Origin of the sequence: Tateyamaria sp. Alg231-49 (assembly GCF_900143535.1) — a bacterium.
GTDB lineage: Bacteria > Pseudomonadota > Alphaproteobacteria > Rhodobacterales > Rhodobacteraceae > Tateyamaria.
On the sequence record NZ_FRFA01000008.1, the window covers coordinates 215,243 to 235,357 of the forward strand.

16 protein-coding genes and 2 pseudogenes are annotated in these 20,115 nt (G+C 56.9%); 5 read left to right on the top strand and 13 right to left on the bottom strand.

What is annotated here, in order from left to right; genetic code table 11:
• Positions 1-28: 28 nt before the first annotated feature.
• Entirely contained in the window at positions 29-2,065 is a 2,037-nt protein-coding gene (locus DHN60_RS14510) for an ASKHA domain-containing protein (RefSeq protein ID WP_108838031.1), read from the top strand.
• The gene (locus DHN60_RS14515; protein ID WP_108838032.1) at positions 2,062-2,904 is read left to right on the top strand and encodes a class I SAM-dependent methyltransferase; all 843 of its coding nucleotides are present in this window, start codon (positions 2,062-2,064) and stop codon (positions 2,902-2,904) included. Before DHN60_RS14510 ends, DHN60_RS14515 begins: the two co-directional genes overlap by 4 nt.
• A 62-nt stretch (positions 2,905-2,966) precedes the next feature.
• Here DHN60_RS14515 and DHN60_RS14520 read toward each other — a convergent pair.
• The 3 genes from DHN60_RS14520 to DHN60_RS14530 form a co-directional block, all read right to left on the bottom strand.
• Positions 2,967-4,093, bottom strand: a protein-coding gene (locus DHN60_RS14520; protein ID WP_108838033.1) for an IS3 family transposase whose coding sequence is annotated in 2 segments (ribosomal slippage) — positions 2,967-3,829 and positions 3,829-4,093 — 1,128 coding nt in all. Because the reading frame shifts where the segments join, the coding sequence is not laid out codon by codon here.
• Positions 4,038-4,337, bottom strand: coding sequence for a DUF1330 domain-containing protein (locus DHN60_RS14525; RefSeq protein WP_108838034.1), 300 nt, complete (start codon positions 4,335-4,337; stop codon positions 4,038-4,040). The genes DHN60_RS14520 and DHN60_RS14525 overlap by 56 nt, the downstream gene beginning before the upstream one ends.
• 30 nt (positions 4,338-4,367) lie before the next feature.
• Positions 4,368-5,270, bottom strand: a complete 903-nt coding sequence (locus tag DHN60_RS14530) for a DMT family transporter (RefSeq protein ID WP_108838035.1) — start codon at positions 5,268-5,270, stop codon at positions 4,368-4,370.
• A gap of 308 nt (positions 5,271-5,578) precedes the next feature.
• Between DHN60_RS14530 and DHN60_RS22845 the strand changes: the two genes are divergently transcribed.
• Together DHN60_RS22845 and DHN60_RS22525 are read left to right on the top strand one after the other, a co-directional pair.
• Positions 5,579-5,710 (top strand): hypothetical protein, encoded by a 132-nt coding sequence (locus DHN60_RS22845; RefSeq protein ID WP_255415572.1) that lies wholly within the window; start codon positions 5,579-5,581, stop codon positions 5,708-5,710.
• A 1,152-nt stretch (positions 5,711-6,862) separates the two neighbouring features.
• Positions 6,863-7,048: pseudogene (locus tag DHN60_RS22525) on the top strand (type I restriction-modification enzyme R subunit C-terminal domain-containing protein); the annotation flags it as partial.
• A gap of 149 nt (positions 7,049-7,197) precedes the next feature.
• Here DHN60_RS22525 and DHN60_RS14545 read toward each other — a convergent pair.
• The 10 genes and pseudogenes from DHN60_RS14545 to DHN60_RS14590 form a co-directional block, all read right to left on the bottom strand.
• A pseudogene (locus tag DHN60_RS14545) lies at positions 7,198-7,512 on the bottom strand (transposase); the annotation flags it as partial.
• A gap of 127 nt (positions 7,513-7,639) precedes the next feature.
• Positions 7,640-9,433 carry a thiamine pyrophosphate-binding protein gene (locus DHN60_RS14550; RefSeq protein ID WP_108838037.1) on the bottom strand — a complete coding sequence of 598 codons (1,794 nt, stop codon included), beginning with the start codon at positions 9,431-9,433 and terminating at the stop codon, positions 7,640-7,642.
• Positions 9,433-10,842, bottom strand: coding sequence for an aldehyde dehydrogenase family protein (locus DHN60_RS14555; protein WP_108838038.1), 1,410 nt, complete (start codon positions 10,840-10,842; stop codon positions 9,433-9,435). Before DHN60_RS14555 ends, DHN60_RS14550 begins: the two co-directional genes overlap by 1 nt.
• A gap of 34 nt (positions 10,843-10,876) precedes the next feature.
• On the bottom strand, positions 10,877-11,752 hold the full coding sequence (locus tag DHN60_RS14560; RefSeq protein ID WP_108838039.1) for a sugar phosphate isomerase/epimerase: 876 nt from the start codon (positions 11,750-11,752) through the stop codon (positions 10,877-10,879).
• 79 nt (positions 11,753-11,831) lie between these two features.
• A complete protein-coding gene (locus DHN60_RS14565) occupies positions 11,832-12,644 on the bottom strand; it encodes a citryl-CoA lyase (protein WP_108838040.1) in 813 nt (270 codons plus the stop codon).
• Complete coding sequence (locus DHN60_RS14570; protein WP_108838041.1) at positions 12,641-14,527, bottom strand: bifunctional sugar phosphate isomerase/epimerase/4-hydroxyphenylpyruvate dioxygenase family protein; 1,887 nt, start codon at positions 14,525-14,527, stop codon at positions 12,641-12,643. The genes DHN60_RS14565 and DHN60_RS14570 overlap by 4 nt, the downstream gene beginning before the upstream one ends.
• Positions 14,524-15,819, bottom strand: coding sequence for a TRAP transporter large permease (locus tag DHN60_RS14575; RefSeq protein WP_108838042.1), 1,296 nt, complete (start codon positions 15,817-15,819; stop codon positions 14,524-14,526). Before DHN60_RS14575 ends, DHN60_RS14570 begins: the two co-directional genes overlap by 4 nt.
• The gene (locus tag DHN60_RS14580; protein WP_108838043.1) at positions 15,816-16,376 is read right to left on the bottom strand and encodes a TRAP transporter small permease; all 561 of its coding nucleotides are present in this window, start codon (positions 16,374-16,376) and stop codon (positions 15,816-15,818) included. Before DHN60_RS14580 ends, DHN60_RS14575 begins: the two co-directional genes overlap by 4 nt.
• A 44-nt stretch (positions 16,377-16,420) precedes the next feature.
• On the bottom strand, positions 16,421-17,428 hold the full coding sequence (dctP, locus tag DHN60_RS14585) for a TRAP transporter substrate-binding protein DctP (protein WP_108838044.1): 1,008 nt from the start codon (positions 17,426-17,428) through the stop codon (positions 16,421-16,423).
• 102 nt (positions 17,429-17,530) lie between these two features.
• On the bottom strand, positions 17,531-18,610 hold the full coding sequence (locus DHN60_RS14590; protein WP_108838069.1) for a Gfo/Idh/MocA family protein: 1,080 nt from the start codon (positions 18,608-18,610) through the stop codon (positions 17,531-17,533).
• A 171-nt stretch (positions 18,611-18,781) separates the two neighbouring features.
• Between DHN60_RS14590 and DHN60_RS14595 the strand changes: the two genes are divergently transcribed.
• Entirely contained in the window at positions 18,782-19,435 is a 654-nt protein-coding gene (locus tag DHN60_RS14595; protein WP_108838045.1) for a GntR family transcriptional regulator, read from the top strand.
• Positions 19,436-20,115: the final 680 nt, after the last annotated feature.

The window sequence follows — 20,115 nt, forward strand, 5'->3', positions numbered from 1 at the left end:
CTGAGCAACCAACCAAACAGAGGCTTCTATGAGCACCGATCCCCTTGTTGTTTTCACCCCCTCAGGCAAGCGCGGTCATTTTGCGGTCGGCACACCAATCCTGACGGCTGCGCGCCAGCTTGGGGTCGACCTAGACTCGGTCTGTGGCGGGCGTGGCATATGCTCAAAGTGCCAGATCACACCAGGCGTGGGTGAGTTCGCCAAGCACGGGGTGACCGTATCGGCTGACGCGCTTTCAGAATGGAACGCGGTCGAGGAACGCTACAAATCAAAGCGTGGCCTGATTGAAGGGCGCCGGTTGGGATGTCAGGCCACTGTGCAGCACGACGTGGTCATTGACGTGCCCCCAGAAAGCCAGGTGCACAAACAGGTCGTGCGCAAACGCGCCGAGGCCCGTGACATCACCATCAACCCCTCGACCAAGCTGTTTTATGTCGAGGTAGAACAGCCAGACATGCACGAACCCTCGGGCGATCTGGAACGGCTTATCCGCGCGCTTGAGGCAGAATGGGGCATTGAGAACGTTCACGCCGACCTACACATCCTGCACGTCCTGCAACCCGTGCTGCGCAAGGGAGACTGGAAAGTCACGGTCGCCATCCACCTTGGGGACGGAGAAAACGCGCCGCGCATCATGCATATCTGGCCGGGCTATTATGACGGCACTGTCTACGGGCTCGCTGTTGATCTAGGATCGACCACGATTGCGGGCCACCTGTGCGACTTGCTGTCAGGCGAGGTCGTGGCTTCAAGCGGCATAATGAACCCGCAAATTCGCTTTGGCGAAGATCTGATGAGCCGCGTGAGCTATGGGATGATGAACGCAGGCGGCGCGCAGGAAATGACATGCGCCGTGCGCGAAGGAATGACAGCGCTGATCACCCAAATCGCCACCGAAGGCAGTATAGACAAGCAACTGATCGTCGATGCCGTTTTTGTTTGTAACCCGGTCATGCACCATCTGCTGCTTGGCATTGATCCGTTTGAGTTGGGTCAGGCACCGTTTGCACTGGCCACATCAGGATCGATGCGCTTGCGGGCCGATGATCTCGACCTCAATATTCACCCGTCTGCTCGCGTTTACCTGTTGCCCTGTATTGCAGGCCACGTGGGCGCAGATGCTGCCGCCGTGGCGCTCAGCGAGGCGCCGGACAAGTCCGAAGACCTAGTTTTGGTGGTCGACGTGGGCACCAACGCCGAAATTTTGCTGGGCAACAAAGACAAGGTGTTGGCCTGTTCATCTCCGACAGGCCCCGCTTTTGAAGGTGCGCAGATCACCGCAGGCCAACGCGCCGCACCCGGTGCGATTGAACGGGTCGAAATTGATCCGGCCACCAAAGAACCCCGCTTCAGGATCATCGGTGTGGACGTATGGTCGGACGAGGACGGCTTTGCCGAGGCCGCCGCAGCATCTGGCATCACCGGGATTTGCGGGTCTGGTATTATCGAGGCAATTGCGGAAATGCGTCTTGCCGGATTGCTCGATGCCTCAGGCCTGATTGGCAGCGCCAAACAAACCGGCAGCCCACGGTCGATCAAGGACGGGCGCACGCATGCTTACGTGCTGCATGACGGCACCGCCAACGGCGGACCATTGATTTCAGTCACCAATCCCGACATCCGCGCAATCCAGATGGCCAAAGCGGCCCTTTATTCAGGTGCGCGGCTGCTGATGGACAAATTTGGCGTGGACAACGTGGATCGCGTGGTACTGGCTGGCGCTTTCGGTGCGCATATTTCGCCTAAACACGCCATGGTTCTTGGCATGATCCCCGACGCTCCGCTGGATAAGGTCACATCGGCGGGCAATGCCGCAGGCACTGGTGCGCGCATTGCGCTTTTGAATCGCGATGCACGGGGCGAAATCGAACAGACCGTTCACCGCATCCACAAGATCGAAACCGCGATCGAACCCCGCTTTCAAGAGCATTTCGTGAACGCCTCGGCCATTCCCAATTCGGTAGAGCCTTTCCCGATCCTCAACTCAATCGTTGATTTGCCTGCCGTTAGCTTCAACACTGGCGGTGACGAAACAGGTGGGCGGCGAAGGCGCAGGCGGGCATGAACAACACTGATCAGGAAGAGTTCTGGAGCAAATCTGCAGGCCCGGCTTGGGTCACGTTGCAAAGCGAACTCGACAACCTGATGCAGCCGGTTCTTGACCTCGTACTGACCCATGCAAACCTTCAGACCGGCCAGCGGGTCTTTGATATCGGCTGTGGAACCGGAGCCAGCGTTGCGCAAGCCGCGGACATCGTTGGGGACACGGGCCACGTTACCGGCCTGGATATTGCTGACACCATGTTGGATTTGGCCAAGGCCCGGCTCTCCAACCACCCCAACACAAACCTGATGCTGACGGATGCACAAACCGAGCCTTTTGAGCGGAACAGGTTCGATGCTTTGATCTCGCGGTTCGGGGTTATGTTTTTTGAAGACAGCGCGGCGGCATTTGCGAACATGAGCGCGGCCCTTGCCCCGGACAGCGCGCTGACCTTTGCCGCGTGGGGCCCTGCCCGGCAAAATCCGTTCTTTATGGAACCGGCACGTGCTGCGACAGAACTATTGGGTGAGATGCCGAAAGTGGACCGCACGCAACCCGGACCCTTTGCATTCGAGGACACCAACAGGGTCACCGCGATCCTCGAAACGGCAGGATTGGTGAGCATTCAGGCAAACACAATCGATCTTCATCTGACGCCTGCTGGCGATTTGAGGGACGTCGGGGATCTATGTTGCAGCATCGGCCCTGCCGATAGTGCGCTGCGCTATCACGAAGGCTCCAGTGAGGATCGCAAGGCACTGTCCGATGCAATCGCCCTACGTTTTGCCCGTTTTGAAACACCCGATGGTGTGCGCATCCCGGCCGCCATCAATCTATTTCAGGCCCGCACTGCTGCTTGACGGCGCTGGCGCTGGCATCTATCCCCACTGATCAGCCCCACCTGAGTGGTCCAGTTTGAATGTTAGTGCATGATTGGCGTGGTTTCCATCGGGATGATGGTTTCCAGTGCCGGTGGGCGATAGCCCAGTGCACTGTGGGGTCGTTTGGTGTTGTAGTGTTTTCTCCATTTTTCGATGATGATTTGGGCTTCGCGTAGCGAGTAAAAGACCTCGCCGTTGAGCAGCTCCTCGCGGAGACGGGCATTGAAGCTTTCGCAGTATCCGTTCTCCCAAGGCGATCCCGGCTCAATGTAAGCGGTCTTTGCACCGACGGCGGCAATCCAGTTCCTTACCGCCTCAGCAATGAACTCCGGGCCATTGTCGGATCGTATGTAAGCTGGAACACCGCGCAGGATAAACAAGTCTGTCAGCGCGTCGATGACTTCGGTCGAGTTCAGCTTCCGTTTCACCCGGATCGCCAAACATTCCCGGCTGTGCTCGTCGAGGATGTTCAGGGTCCGGAATGCCTTCCCGTCATCTGTCCTGTGATGCACGAAGTCATATGACCAGACATGGTTGCGATACTCTGGTCGGAGCCGAACACATGACCCGTCATTGAGCCAGAGCCGTCCTTTCTTCGGTTGTTTCATTGGGACCTTCAGCCCCTCTCGTCGCCACAGACGTTCGACGCGCTTGTCGTTCACCTGCCAACCTGCATCCCTCAGCAGAGCGGCGATCCGGCGATAACCGTAGCGTCCATACTGGCGGGTCAGCTCGATCATGTCGGCCACCAGACGCGCCTCATCTGCAYGCCCCACTGGCAACCGTCTCTGAGTGGATCGGTGTTGACCCAAGACCCGGCACACCCGTCGCTCAGACAATCGCATTGAGCTGCGAATGTGATCGACACAGGCCCTGCGACGAGAGGGGCTCAGAAGTTTCCCCGTGCGGCTTCCGACAGGATGAGCTTATCGAGCGTTAGGTCCGACACAGCTCTGCGCAACCGGTCATTCTCCTTCTGAAGACGTTTGAGCTCTTTCAGTTGGTCCGTCCCCATGCCTCCGTATTGCTTGCGCCAACGATAGAATGTCTGTTCGGTTATCTGCACCTGACGGATTGCATCGATGCGCGGCATTCCCTGACCGCACAATACCTCAACCTGCCGCAACTTCGTGACAATCTCTTCCGGCTTGTGACGTTTGATTCCCATGTTTGATCCTCCGTTTCCTAACTATAGGGGCGGACCGATTCAAAGGGGGAGGATCAGCATAGCTTGGAAACTCAATGACGACACTGCGCGGAAACATTGCGCCTTCTGGAGAAACTTGTCTGCCTGCACGTACCAAAAACTTGCCGCCGTATTCTTTCAGGGGGCCAGCATTAGCTTTCTGGTATACTTTGTAAGCTTCGCTATCATGGACAAGGTTATTTGCGATCCAATACCCTTTGGTCATCTTAGGCTTCTCCAAGCGAGCGCTCGTGTCTCAGGCATCGACCTTCTCCTGTTTAAGACGCTGTTTTAGGGTGTGTTCGCGCCACATTATGTAAACACCAGAGACGATGATCAATGTTGCACCGATTAGCATTGAAACGTTCGGACGTTCGTCAAAGACCAAAACACCCAAAACAAGAAGAAATATGATCCGGGAGTATCTGAATGGCATAACGGCCGACAGTTCGCCCATACGCAGAGACGAAATGAGTAAGAGGTACGCCACCGAGCCAAGCAGGACCATGAATATCACAACGACCCAATTGATCAGTGCAGGGAAAAAGCTTTCTCCGCTAAAAAGCACCCATGAAATTGTGAAAGGAAGGGCGGCGACCATGGTGTAAGTTGCAAGACTCGCCGACGAAATGTCAGGTGGAGTTAGTCGGGTCACAAGGTCGCGAACAGAAAAAGCAACCAGCGCCAGTACCGCCCAAGCAACCGCGAAGTTCAAACTTTCAGCACCGGGTTGAATGACAAGAACGACCCCCAGAAAACCCAATGTAATTGAACTCCAACGGCGCCAGCTGACAGTTTCCTTTAAGAATAGTACTGCACCTACAGCGACCATAATGGGGGATGCCTGTGTTACTGCGCCGACTGTTGAAAGCGGCGCATAGGTTAACGCCATGACCATTCCGACCAAACCGGTCATCTCGGCGCAATATCGCAGTAACAACACCGGAGTGACGGCTCTGGGGTCCTTTAGGGTCTCCCCCTGAAATACGGCGATCATGGAAAACAATATCAACCCGCCAGTGATGAGAAAGAACATGATTTGCGCAGGTGATAGGAAAGAGCCGGCAACTTTGATTAATGTGTCAGCCACTGCGAATGTAGCCATCGAAAGCAACATCAGAACTATGCCCTTGGTATTCGTTCCGTTTGTCACCTTCATGAAATCCTCTAAGTCGATTAGGGGATCACGCTTACAGCGAAGCGCTGACAGGCGACAGGTGTTTAGTGGCAACCCGGACGATCCAGCACGCGAGAAGGTCTATGCTGATCTTGTTGCGTACTGCACGCGCGACACGTGGGCGATGGTCGCGATTCTCCATGAGCTTCTGGCTACAAAAGATCGCCTGACACAGTAAATCGACCCCAAAATACTCAGGAGTCTGGTTGGCTACAGACAAAACTCCAAATTTGTCTGTAACCTGCCTGCGTGAAAAAGGATTGCCACACTGCGGCAGAATACACGTCACTATGTCGATCTATTTCTACCCGGGAATGTCGGCTCAGAATTCGAAGCGGTTCTCTGTTTGCGTTGAGGTCAAGGACCTGTGTTACTGGTCGTCCGGGGTCGTGGTTCTCTCCGAAGTCGGGTTTTCCGCTTGATGATGGCGTCTGCGAGCTGATCTGCCTGAATGTCATTCGCGAGGTTGGGATAGTTCCACCTCTACCGCTTCAGGCAGGCTTAATCCGCCACTGTCCCGAAGGACGCTGAACCCGCCCATGATCTCTCGGGCAGGTGTTCTTTGTTATTGTGTTTAAGCCATAGTCCGCAAAGTAGTCATTGGCGCAGGGCGCAGCGAATGGCGGCTCCGAGCCCTTATTCCACGTTCATATTGAGTCTGGCGAACGGCAATCAAAGCTCAACTGATCGTTCCCGAACCCCGGCCAAAGCTCTGCATAGTGCTTTGATTTAGTCAAACAGGCAGTCAAAGCGAGTACCCTGTCCTTTTTGCAAGTGCATTTGTTTTCAGGCAATCGGAAAACTTACAAGATGCACAGCAGACGTTGCAAATACGATGGCAGAAACAATGTTAGCCAGTTTCACCGGTTGTTTTTGGGGTCGTGGAGACCAAGCGGCCCACTTTGCATAAGAATCTGTGATTGTGGGGTCTTCTATGAGTTTCATGATATGCTCTCTGCTCCGTCCTGACACAATTTAGACACATAGCCGCCAATTGTGACCGAATTTGGGAAACATCGTGGCATTCGCGCCATGCGGCCAAGCCTCAAAAAGCAGACATTTTGTTTTACTGACCAAATGTCAGGTCTGTCCGCGACTCAGCCATTCGAATAATGGTGCCCGAATGTCCGGTCTGGCTAGATCCACCTTTTCCCATGATGTCCTCATTGGGCTGACCGCGGATGTTGTGCCCAGTTGGCGCGCAATTAAGTTCGACCTTAATGCCCCGGGATTGTTCTCCTAATGTTCCAGGCATGACACCTTCGTTCACCATAAGCAGCCTTCGAATACAGTTCTGATTTCAGAACAATATTCCTTTGAAGAGGCTGGACAGGTGCACTTCGGTTTTGATTTCCAAAAGTGCTGTTTGATCTGACGGTTCGATTGAACCGAGCCTCCTAGTTTTTAGACGAGGCCCAAGTGAACGATACACATAAACCTGATGAAGAAGATGAACGACAAGCAGCTTGCTCACCCCTGTCTCTGTCGATAGCTTTCCAGCAAACAACCTAGATCGCGCTGCCGCCAAGGGCGCGTTCAGCGCCTTTACCAGGTAAGTCCAGCTATCCGCTGATCAGCTTGAATTTCTCGACCGGATCATCGATGCGCTTACAGAAACTGGCTTGGTGGATCCCAAGAATTTCTACGAAAGCCCGTATACCGATATTGATAGCAAGGGCATTATTGGGGTCTTTCCGAAAGACCAGGCGAAACAAATCATCGAGATCGTGAGAGTTTTGAACACAGTTGAGGCGGCCTGATTCTTTATTCTTGCGAATTCTTACCCTCCAAGAACGTGAGACCAATCTCCTCCGAATCTCAAATTCCCTCTTTGGTTGAATAATATGTCAGGCTTTGGGCAAATCATGTAAAATTATGCGCAAAACCTCCAACTATGGGCGAACCTACATTCGCCCTCATGATCGACTGCCCGCCATAGATAATGCCGCTCGCCGTTGATTTTCACGAACACCTCATCCAGATGCCAGCGCCACTTGCTGGATTTCATGCCCGCAATCCGCCGTTTTCTGATCTCGGACGCGAACATCGGACCGAACCGATGCCACCAATATCTGACGGCTTCATGGCTCACATCGATGCCGCGCTCATGCAGCAGATCTTCCACATTGCGGAGCGATAATGGAAACCGCACGTACAGCATCACTGCCAGGCGGATTATCTCACGGCTCGTTTTAAAGTAGCGGAATGGATCAGGTTTGGTCATGCCTGAACGCTACAAATCCGCCCTGCCCGGCTCAAGCCGATTTCCTCTGACAATGCCCGGATAAGACAGGACCGGCAAGCGGACGCCGCACCGAGGTGCGGCGTCCGTGTCAGATCAATCTGTTAGATCAGGTCGAGACGTGGCTCACGTCCTTGTCTGGCGAATAGATATCCAGAATATTCCAATGCCCGGTCGTGGGCGTCGGGTTGTTGATCATCGGCACATCCAGAACCGTGGGCTTGCCGCTGGCGATGGCCGCCTTCAGGGCCGGAAGCAGTTCGTCGGCGGAGGATATCCGCACGCCTTCCGCGCCATAGCCCCGCGCGATTTCGGCGTAGCCGGGGCCGTTGGTGGGGGCCTCGGCGCTGCCGGGGAAGGTCGTGCCGTAGGTCAGCCCGTAATGCGCCTTTTGCAGGCCCGCAATGGTGCCGAAAGCGTTGTTGTTCATCACCAGCCAGACGATACCTAAATCCAACTCGACGGCTGTGGCTAGCATCGAGGGGTTCTGGCCAAAGCCGCCGTCTCCAACGAGGCTGATGACTACGCGCTCAGGCGCGGCCAGCTTTGCGCCGATCGCACCGGGAGGGCCAAAGCCCATGGTCGCGAATCCGCCCGGCGTCAGGATCGAACCCGGCGTCAGGATGTCAAACTGCTGGCCCACGCCGTTCTTGTTCCATCCCACATCGGTGGTGATGATAGCATCTTCTGGCAGGGCCTTGCGGGCATCCGCTAGAATGCGCTCGGGCATCATGGGAAAGGCGCTAGAAGTTTGCATCTCGTGGTTTGACGCTTTGAACGCTTCACGGAAGGTGGCTATTTCGGCTTTCTTCTCAGTGCGCGCAAAGCCGTCAAGATACATCTCGCGCGCGACCCGCGTCAGGACGCGCAAGGCGGCTTTGGCGTCGGCCACAACGCCGATCTCAGTCGGGTAATTGCGGCCGATTTCCTGTGGTTCGATGTCGATATGGATGACCCGTGCATCGTTGCCCTTGGCCCCGATGTTGAACGTGTAGCCCGGATACCAGCTGGAACAATCCGCTTCTTTGAAACGCGTACCCACGGCAAAGATCGTGTCCGCGTCCAGGCAGGTTTGATTGACGAGCGTCGTCCCCCAGAAGCCGGTCATGCCCATCACAAGCGGATGATCGTCACTCAACGCGCCCTTGCCCATCAGGCTGTGGGCCACGGGAAGCCCCATGTGATCGACAAATGCGCGCAGCTCTTCGCTGGCCTGCGCCAGAAGGATGCCCCCGCCAACATAGGCCACCGGATTTTTGGAGGCTGCAAGTGCTTCGACGATCTCGCGCGCGGTGTCGTCATCTATCGAAGGTTTCTTTAAGGCGCGCGTGTTCTTGGCCACACGCTCAAAGGTGTCGGACGGAATCACCTCGGAAAAGATGTCCATTGGTACGTTGACCAGCACCGGGCCGGGTTGACCGCTCTCAGCCAGATGAAACGCCTTTTCCAGAATGTCCGCCATCAGGTCAGCCCGGTCCACGCGCCAGGCGCGTTTCACGAAAGGACGGTAGATTTCCCACTGGGCCGCATCGGCGTGCAAGTTGACCTCTTGATGCGGGTGCTTGCCGTAGTAATGCGTCGGGATGTCGCCTGCGATCACCACCATCGGGATGCAATCAAGTGCTGCGTTGGCGACGCCGGTGGCGCAATTCGTCAACCCGGGAGACAGGTGTGACAGCACCACTGACGCGCGGCCCTGAACGCGGGCATAGGCATCGGCGGCGTGGCTTGCGATCTGCTCGTGGCGCACGGTGATGAAATCGATCGGGCTTTCCGCGAGCGCAGCCAATACGGCAATGTTGGTGTGTCCGCAGAGACCAAACACGTGTTCAATGTCGCGCCGTTCCAGAAAGTCGACGATGTGTTCCGCGACGGTCTTGCCGTCCAGCTTGCTGCCATCCATCACGCGACCTCCTGACCGTAAAACTCACCGAATAATTCTTCCTCGGAAGGGCGATCTTCGGGAATGGGGCGCGCCACCCAAGTGTAGTTCATCATGTGTTTCATGGTGACATTCTCGTTGGTGATGTTGCCGCCCCAAACGCCGCACCCCAGACTGGACGTCATCGGCATCCCGTTGGTCCACGAGCCTGCATTGGCTTTAGATTGCGGCTGGCGCACCATCATGCGGCTGACGGGTGCGAGACGCGCCAGACGGTCGATGTTCTCGTCAATGTGGGAATAGATGCCGCAGGAATGCCCTTTGCCGCCGGTGTTATAAATCGCCGCCACGGTTTCGAGCGCATCATCAAACGTCTCGAAGTGATAAAGCGCCATCAGCGTGGTCAGCTTTTCCTTTGAGAACTTGTGCTCTGGCCCGATCTGACCCTGGTTTTTGACCATCAGGAATTTGCGATCCTCCGGAATCGTGAACCCGGCCACGTCCGCCGTTTGCTGTGGTTTGCACGCGATTGTGGGGAAGGTACGGTTGCCCTTTTCGTCCCACATCGCCTTTTCCAGCAGCGCTTTTTCCTCGGCGCTGCACAGATAGCCACCTTCGGCCTCAAGTGCGGCGACCATTTTGTCATAGATCGAGCGTTGGATGATGATGTTGCCATCCGCTGAACACCCCGACCCGAAGTCCGAGGTCTTGGAAATCCGCGTATTCTGCGCCGCGATGTCAATATCCGCAGTCTCGTCAATGACAATGGAGGAGTTGCCCGCGCCGACACCGTAGGCTGGTTTGCCCGAGCTGTAGGCGGCCTGCACCATCGGCTTGCCGCCAGTTGCCAACGTCAGGTCGCAGATCTGCATCAGGTATTGCGTCAGGGGAATGGACGGGTGGCGGACAGCCTGAAACAGGTCTTCAGGCGCACCAACAGCCCGGCAGGCGGCGCGCATGACTTCTGTCATCTCAAAGGTCGTCTGCGCGGTGCGCGGATGCGGCGAAAAGATCACCGCATTGCGGGCATTGGCTGATGACACGCCAGTCACAGGAGGGGTCATCGCGGGATTGGTCATCGGAATTAGGGAGGCGATGACGCCGACAGGTTTGGCGTATTTCACCAAACCGCGCGCGCTGTCTTTTTCAACGATGCCTGTGGAGGGTGTACGAAGAACGTCGCGCAAAACCATCTGAATTTTGAACCGTTTGGCAGGGCGACCCGCGCGATCGCCGATACCGCTTTCATCGACGCCTTGTTCTGCAAGCCGCGTGAATGTCGCTTCGTTGCCTGCGTACCACGCGATGGCTTGGCTCAGCCGGTCAAGCTGCTCTTGGCTCCAGTCTTCGATCTGGGCTGCCGCAGCGCGGGCGCGGGCCAGCATGTCGTGCGCCTGATTGCGTTCGTCTTCAGTGAGGTCTCGTGCCATATCAGGCGTCCTTTTCAAGTGTTGGGATGTGAGATTATGCGGCCAGCGGGCGCGCCTCGCGGCGTTTGGAGCGGGCCGCGCCAAAGGTTGCCTTGGCATGAGTCAAACAACGACGGGCATGTTCTTCATAGCCAAGCTCAGCCACGCGGCTCTGGTTGGGCAACTCGACGGAGTAGTTCATCGGCGGGCAGCGCTCGATGATGCCTGCGAAATCAATCCAGCCTTCGCCCGGATAAAGACGCGCATCACGCGCCAGCTGAATCATGCCTTCGCGGGTATCGGCGATGCCGGGCAGGCAATCCGAGATATGCAGAAAGTGCAGCAATTCAGGCGGCACATGCAGCAATTCCCCCAGATCAACCCGACTGAGGTGCAAATAAAGCGTATCGACCAGCACACCACCGTTCAGACGATCAGCCGCGCGCACGATATCCAGAACCTCATCCAACGTGCGCAGACGCGAAAACGATGGGAACTCCAGATCAATGGTTAGCCCGTAAGGCGCAGCCAAATCGCAGGTCTCTGCATAGACATCGAGCAGAAAATTGCGATCATCGCGGCGTGTCGTCCAGGCCGACATTATCATATGGCGTGCGCCTAGCTCGCCCCCTAGCTCAAGTGCGGCTTCAAACTCGCGCGGGTCGCAATCATCGGTGATACGCGCCAGCTCGATATCCAGAACCTTGAGGCCAGTTGTATCCAATGCCGTTTTTGTCGCCTGCACCTGCGCGGGATCCAATGGCGAATGCGTGAACTCACCCGGCACGTTCATGGGGATGAACCGCGGGCTGACCGCGTCGTAGCCAGCGCGGGCGGCGACATAGACCAGCTCAGCAGGGGTGCAGTTGATCAACGTCAGATGCGCCAGCGAATAGAGTGGATCGTCTTGATGATTTTGGTCGGTCGACATAGCCACCACGCATCAAAGTGAGTCTTTAATTTCTTACGTTATACAAAATATCTGATGTTTTGTAAATCATCATTTTTAGCTACACATCAAACCCGCCGGGCTCATATTCCGGCAGATACTTTGGCGGCATTGGCCCTTTGTTCCGCCCGCCTTGCTGCATCTGCTCCCAGCCATGCGCCAAGACGCCAACAGATCGTGACAAACAGAACAGCCCGCGCGACAGCGGCGGCGGAAAGCCGAGTTCGCAAAAGATAACCGCAGTGGCACCATCGATATTCATCGCAATCGGCGTGCCGCGTGCGGCCCCGATTTCGGCCTGTACGGCCTCTCCGATATCGGCGAAGCGGCCAATCACCGTGCCAAACTGCGCCGCCGAACGAACCAGCGCCATCAAACGCGGCGCGCGGGGGTCAACGGGTTTGTGGAACCTGTGGCCAAAGCCCGAGACGATCTTGCCATGGACCTCGCGCCATGCGCCAACACCGTCCCGCGTTGCAGTTGCCAGATCAACACCGCGCTCCATCCGGTCCGCGATATCCAGATATAGGTTCGCACATTGTTCGCCCGCGCCGCCGTGCACATCGCCCAGCATGTTTACACCCGTAGCCATCACGTTGTTCAGCCCGACGCCGCAGGTGGCCGCCATGCGCGCAGCGGCGATGGAGGGGGCTTGTGGCCCATGATCCACCCCGGCGACAAGCGCACATTCGAGCAGCGTGGCCTGCTCACGCGTCGGCATATCGCCTTTGGTCATCAACCAGATCATCTGGCCAAAAGAGACGTTGCCGATCAGGTCCTGAATGGGATGCCCGCGAAACGCGATCCGTCCCGGTGCCATGTCGATAATGGAGGTCCGCCACCAATGGCGCACATTGTCTGCATCATTGCTCATGCAAATTCCGCCTGTTTTGTATGTTGCATTTGGGCGGCCAACCGGATCGGCGCATTACGTGCGCCGTAGCCGTCATAGCCGCCGCGCCGTTCGACGATTTCAAAGAAGAACCCGCCCCAGAACGAGGCGCTGTAAATCTGGAAATACGCGCCGCGCCCGTCGCGATCATAAAGGATGTTTCCGGCGCGGAGGGCGTTGATCATTTCATCCTCAAGGCCAAAGCGCGTTTGAAGGTCGTCGTAGTAATTTGCTGCGATGGTCAGCCGCTCGAACCCTGTGGATTGTAACTGTTCAGAAGTCTCAAAGATGTCGTCGCTGGCAAGTGCGATGTGCTGCACGCCCGCGCCATCGCCTTTGCTCAGAAAAGTGCCCGCAAAGGTGGCTTGCCCCCCCGCACCATTCAGGTTGAGCCGCACTTCGCCTTCCGGGCTGGACAGAGCCTGGCTGAGGATCAGACCTGAGGGATCGACGACATCGACCATGTCCGCTTTCTCCATCTGGAACGTGGACAAATAGTACGTGAGCCAGCTTTGCATGTCCTGATAGCGCATCGTCTGCGCCACATGGTCGATACGGCGCAGCCCGGCAGGTTGGGGCGCGCATGCTTTTGGTGTGGGGTCAAATTCGATGTCCCAGACCCGGTGCAGGTCAGACTTTTCATCAATAAAATGCACAACCGACCCGCCGACGCCTTTGATGGCGGGAATGTCTAGCTCGCCCGAGCCGACTGGCTGGGAAAAGGCAGGCGCGCCCAGCATGAGCGCGCGTTTGACGGTCTGGCCTGCGTCGGCGACGCGAAGGCCCATGTCGCAGACGCCGGGGCCGTGCCCTTTGCGGGCTTCGGCGGCAAAGCCTTTGGCCTCGGAATTGATGACGATATTGACGGCACCTTGGCGCCAAAGTTCTACCGCCTTGGACCGGTGGTTGCGCTCTTTGCGGAAAGACAATGCCGACAGGACGCTGGTTAGGGTTGTCTTGGCGGGGGCGTCAACGGCAAATTCGATAAACTCGAACCCCGTGGCGTGGACCCGTCCGGGCAAGTCGGGCAGCGGCTGGGCCACCTTGGGTTCGGACCTCGCAACGTCGTCGAGCAAGGAAACCAGCGCGCGGTAGCCATCGCGGGCATAGGTGTCGCGGCTGTCGGCGGCCGTGGCGCTGACGCGGGCCAGCGACCACGGACCGGCGTATCCTGCGCGCGCCAGAACGCGCACAAGGCTTGCAAGGTTCAGCCCACCTTGCCCCGGCAACACGCCGAAGTGGCTTTTTAGATGCGAGATATCGAAGTCCAGCGCCGGAGCGTCCGACATCTGCACGTGAAAAATACGGTCACCGGGGATGTCGCGCAGCCGCGCGGCCTTGGATCCGTCGGCCAGCGAGAAAAAGGAGTTCACCGCCAATCCGAAATGCGGGCTGTCCACAGCCTCAACAACGGCGAACGCATCCAGCTCACGTCTGATTTGGCTAGCCCAGGGCAAGGCGATCAGGGCGGCGCGACACCCGGCCTTGCCGACCCGCTCTGCCAGCTCTTTGAAATCCGCTACGACCCCGACCGGCACGCCCGACGCGTCTTTGCGCGTGGTCGTGCCGACCAGCAACGTCTTGGCCTCCAGATCGCGCATCAAGGCCAGTTTTTGGTCCAGTCTGGCAAAGGCGGCTTGCCGCTCTGCACCTGTCAGCCCTTCGAAGTCATGAAACGGCTGGAAGACGTCTATGGTCAGTCCCAGTTTGCTCGCGTGTTCGGCGACGTCCTTGGCCGAGCCAGAAAAGCTTGTCAGATCCGGCTCATGCAATTCAACACCTGAAAACCCCGCCGCCGCCATAGTGTCGAGCTTCTGCAGCAAGTCGCCGGGAACCGAGGTGGTGGCAATGCTTAGATGGGTCATCCCTGATAGCCGAACAGTCTTGGCAGCCAAAGCACCACGTCGGGCACAAGGATCATGAACAACAGCGCAGCCAACAGGACAGCCAAAAAGGCCCAAATCTCGGAGATGATTTCCTTGAGCGGAATGCCTGTCACCGCGTTGATCACGAACAGCAAGATGCCATAAGGCGGTGTGATCAACCCAAGCATCGAATTGACCACGATCAGCACGCCGAAATGCACCAGATCGATGCCCAACTCGCGGCAGGTCGGAATGAACAGCGGGATGATGACAAGAATGATGACCGTCGCGTCCAGAATGCAGCCAAGCAGCAGGACCAACAAGTTGACCAGCAGGATGAACATCAGCGGGCTGATGTCGGCACCCGCAAACATGGCCGAGATTGACTGCGGAACGTTCTCCTGAATGACGATGTATGTCAGGATCATCGACGCTCCGATCACAAGACCCACAGACGCAGCCGCGCGGGCGCTTTCGACAAAAATTTCATAGAGCGTCTTGATTTTGATGGCGCGGTAAAGTCCCGCTGCAACCATCAACGCATAGAGCGCTGCGATGGCGGCGGCCTCTGTCGGGGTCGTAACACCCGAATAAATGCAGCCGAGCAAGATAACCGGCATCAGAAGCGCAGGCGTGGCGCGCACCGTAAGACCGGGGATATCGCGCAACGGCACAGCCTCCTCCTGACCAAATCCACGTCGATGCGAAATCATGGTGTTCATCCCCATGAGAACAACGCCCATCACAAGGCCCGGCACGATACCTGCAAGAAACAGATCACCAATCGAGGCGTTGGAGACGAGCGCATAAAGCACCATCGGAATGGAAGGCGGGATGATCGGGCCGATGGTGGCTGTCGCTGCTGTGATCGCAGCGGCGTAGCCACGCGTGTAGCGCCCGCTTTTGACCATCATATCGATGATGATTTTGCCTATGCCCGCAGCATCCGCAACAGCGGACCCGGACATGCCAGAGAAAATCAGGCTGGCCACCACGTTGACGTGCCCCATGCCGCCACGAAAGCGACCTACAAGTGCGATGCAGAACTGCAAGAGCCTGTCGGAAATTGAGCCCGCGTTCATGATATTGGCAGAGGCAATGAACAGCGGCACGGCAAGCAGCAGGAAGCCGTCGAACAGGCGCTGCACCATCGTAATGCCGGCAATGGCAACGTCTTGGCCCGCAACACCCAGATAAACAATGCATCCCACGAGGATCGAATAGGCAACCGGGGTGCCGATGGATGCCATGCCAAACAGGGCAATCATCCCAAAAAGAAGTTCCATACTCATCTGAACGCCTCCCCTTTGGCGTCATCGACGGAGGCGATGGCCTCCAGCTCGGTTGCGGGCGGGCCGTATTTGAACACTGTGTAGATGCGCCAGAGATAGCGAAGCGTGACAACGACCATCATCATCACGAACGGCGCAAACAGCCATTTCTGGGCAATCTTGTCGCCCGTGAAGGGCACACGGAGCGTCTGAATTTTCTTAAGCTCCATCAGGCGGTTGTCAAAGACCGTCTCGTAGACGGCCGGGAAAGAAAAAACCATCGCGACGACCATCAGAACAGCCGTCAGCAGGGCCAGCACTTTGCGCGCCGGGCGTGGGACGGCAAGGTAGATGACGTCGAAATTCACGTGATCGGTTTCGCGCACGATGAACGAGGCGCCAAAGAAAATGAGCCACACCCAGAGAAGTGAGATCAGGACCACGGACCAGCCGATCGGCTCCAGAAAGGGTGTGTAGCGAAATACAATTCCCAGAAGGAAGGTAATGAAAATCGCCGCCAACGCCATGGCGGCGATAAATTCTGCGCCGCGGGTGAACCATTTTTGAAGTGTCTTCATCTTAATTCTCCCGCGGTATGAGTGCTTGGTTTAGGTGCCCGGTTTTAGTTTCCGAGAGCGTTGATTTTGTCCAAGAGACCTTCGGGCCATGACGCGGCAGCCTCGGAGCCAACGTATTGACCCTGCACGTGTTCACGGAACGCGGCCAAATCCGGTGTGTAAATCTCGACACCGTTGCTGCGGATGAAGTCAGCGAGGTTGTTCTCTTTCTCAAGCTGCTTGAGGCGGCCCCAAGATGCGGCGGCGTCGGCTGCGCGTTGCACTGTCAGCTGTTGCGCGGCATCCAGGCTATTCCAGGTCTCGGCCGAGAACGCGATGTAGTTCAGGTCAACGAGGTGAGACGTCAGCGCGATCTGCTTGGTCACTTCGTAGAACTTCTTGTCAACAACTGTCGGCAGTGGGTTATCCTGACCGTCAATCGCACCAGACGACAGCGCGGTGTAGACTTCAGAGAAGGCAAGCGGCGTGGGTGCTGCACCCAGTGCTTTGCCCAGGAACTGCCATGCGTCGGTGCCGGGCATCCGCAGGTTTACGCCTGCCAGATCGGCAGGTGTCTGCACGTCCAATTCTTCGCGGGTCTGGCGCAGGTTCACATGGCGGCGTCCCAGATACATGACTGACAACAGCTTGACGCCTAGCTCTTCTTCGACCTTGGCCTTAAAGGGGTCCATCAGTGGGTCGTTGAACACGCGCACCTGATGTGCCGCGTCCTGGTGCACGTAGCCTGTCGCGAAAATCGAGAACTCAGGGAAGAACTGTGCAAGCTCCTGTGCCGAAGCGATTGACATCGTGAGGTTACCGCCTGCAATGGCTTCAAGCTCTGTCCCTTGGGCGAAGAGCGTACCGTTGTAGCCGGGCTGATAGTCAGCGAATTCCGCCACCATCGGCGCGAACACCTTTGCCAGCGCCTCAGAACGCGCATCGGTTTCAGACCCCGATGTCGCCATCGAGAAGGTTGTTTTGTGGCCATCCGCGGCGGCAGGCATTGCTGCGGCGGCGAGGCCAAGCGCTGCGACAGACGCAATCGCAGCACGGCGAGTAAATGTGAACATGGTGTTCCTCCCTAAATCAAACGCCTCAAAAGCGTTGGGGACTCATATCACCGATTTTTCCTAAACTACAATATATTTTGCAAAACATCTGACATTATTGATTTACGCAGTTTTTCGCGGAGCCGGTGTCTGGCGCTGCTCGCCGTCGATTTTTATCTCCCGCCCAGTCTCGGACGACAGCGCGACAGCCTCGACCACCTCGAGCGACTTGAGGCCCTCAAGCCCAGACACCAAAGGCGCTTCGCGGCCTGCGATGACATCTGCGAAATGCGCAATCTGAACGGCGAGCGGGTCGTCCATCTGGCAGGTGAGATTGCGCGCGGAGATTGGAGTCCACCAATCTGGCGCGGCATCATGGTGCCAGACCCGCAGGTCCGGCAAAGACATGCCGCCCTGCGATCCGCCTATCAGATAGCAACTCTCGGAGGTCGCAGGATAGGCGGGATTCTCCCGCGCGGTCAGCTCCCAACTCCAAGGCGCGACGATGCTGTCAGACACCGAGATCGTGGCAATCGCCCCCGATTTGAAGCGCAGAACCGCCGTCGCCAAATCTTCATTCTCGAAGCCCCGATGCGACGTCACCGCGATCGCCTGAACTGTGTCCACGTCCCCGCAGAAATGCCGGAGCAGGTCAACATCATGCACAAGATTGACCGAAATCGGACCCGCGCCTTTTTGGGTACGCCATGGGGCCGCTTCGAAGTAGTGGTCTGGCTTGTAGAACCAGCAGGTGGCCTGCACTGCGCGAATGTCGCCGATCTGCCCTTGCGCAAGTGCTGCCTTTGCCGCTTTGACCATCCCGTTATGGCGGCGATGGTGGCCCACCAGCAACGGAACCTCCGCAGCATCTGCCGCATCCGTAAGTGTGCGCGCATCTTCAGAGGTCACGGTTATGGGCTTTTCAATCAACACCGGGCACCCGGCAGCGACGCAGGCAAGCCCTTGCTCCAGATGTAGCGGCGTTGGCGTGGCCAGTACAACGCCGTCCGGTACCGTAGCCTCCAACATCTCGTCAAGCGTTTTGAACGCCGCAAGCCCCTGAGCCCGTGCGGCGCGCAAGCCGTCCTCGGACGGCTCCACGATTGCCGCAAGCGACAGGTCAGGTGCGCGCCGTATCACCTCGGCGTGGCGCCGCCCGATCAGGCCAAAGCCTACAACTGCAATTCTGGTCGGATCTGGCATCTTTTTGGCTTTCTGAATCGGGCTATGCGTGCCGACGCAACCTAACAAGGTCACACGAATTTGCAATAACATCTGATATTTTTAATGTCATCATACGAAAGCAAAGATTGATGTGCGAAGCCTAAGCCTCTAGATTGTCAGAAGAAGCTCCGGTTACCCGATGAAAGATCCATGACACAATCTCGCAATATCGTTGGCGCCTCCACATATCAGCGCATCAAACGTGACATTATCTATGGCGACCTACAGCCCGGTTCTAAGCTGAAACTGGATGGCTTGCGCGAACGCTATCACGCGAGCATGTCAACCCTGCGCGAAACGCTGAACAGGCTGGCCAGCGAAGGGTTCGTGGATGCATTGGATCAACGCGGGTTCTTTGTCACACAGGTATCGCGCGAAGACCTGATCGAGATCGCAAACCTGCGCGTCCTTCTCGAATGCCATGCCCTGCGCCTGTCGATCCGAAACGGCGACACCGACTGGGAAGGCAACCTTGTCGCGGCGCACCACAAACTGCACCTGATGGAGCAGGGGATGCTGAAGGGTGACGACAGCAAGGTCGAGGACTGGAAGCGGTACGATTGGGAATTCCATCAAGCGCTGATCGAGGCCTGCGGGTCTCAGAACCTATTGTCACTGCACGCCGTTCTTTATGACAAATACCTCAGGTACCAGATGTTGGTTCTGACCCATCGTGGCGAGGAAGCCGTCGAAGAGCATAGGAAAGTCTTCGAGGCAGCACTCGCCCGAGACATTGATACGGCCGCGGACACGCTTAAGGTGCATATCGAAAAAGGGTTGGAGCATTCGCTCGCGGCCTTCTGATCGCTCATATGCCGCTTTGGTTTCAATCCTGCCGGAAGAGCGAACAAACAATTTGCTTGCCAGATCTTGTTAAGTGCATTCGCCCATCGTTGCGCGATTAAGCTCCGATTGCGGCATCGAGGCGCAAAAGGGTGTCACAGTCAGCAAATTCGGGAACCTGCCGCTGGCCAAGCCGTATCTCCCTACCGTGCGAAGCCTGATGCATGGAATACCTGACAGTGACTTGCGGCGTGGGACAAGGGGTCAGCTTGAGATCCAGCGCTGTTGACCGGTATGAACGACTGCTTTAGTGAAAAATACTGCACCGCCAAATGCGGCATCGCTGCAACAGCAAACGAATGCTGCGTCAGCAATAGTTGTACGTGCACAAGTCCGCTTTGTCCTGTGTGGATGGCTCCCTTTTTGCAAGTCCTATTTGATGATTTGGATTTGTCAGAAGCAGTCTTGTGTTCGGCCTATTCGCGCGACGCACATGGCCGCTGGCCCTGATGGTTTCCACCAACCAAGTCCCATTCCGCAACTCGAACAGCAAGCGTTCAGGACAAAGCACGGGGCGTCTTGGTTTTAGGGCTGACAAAGTTCCATCACTTCATTGGTCTTGCAAACTCCTGTGTTTACGCCGGTGTGTTTAAACGGACCTCACTTTGTATGGCTCATTCCGGTTCAGTACGGCCCAGATC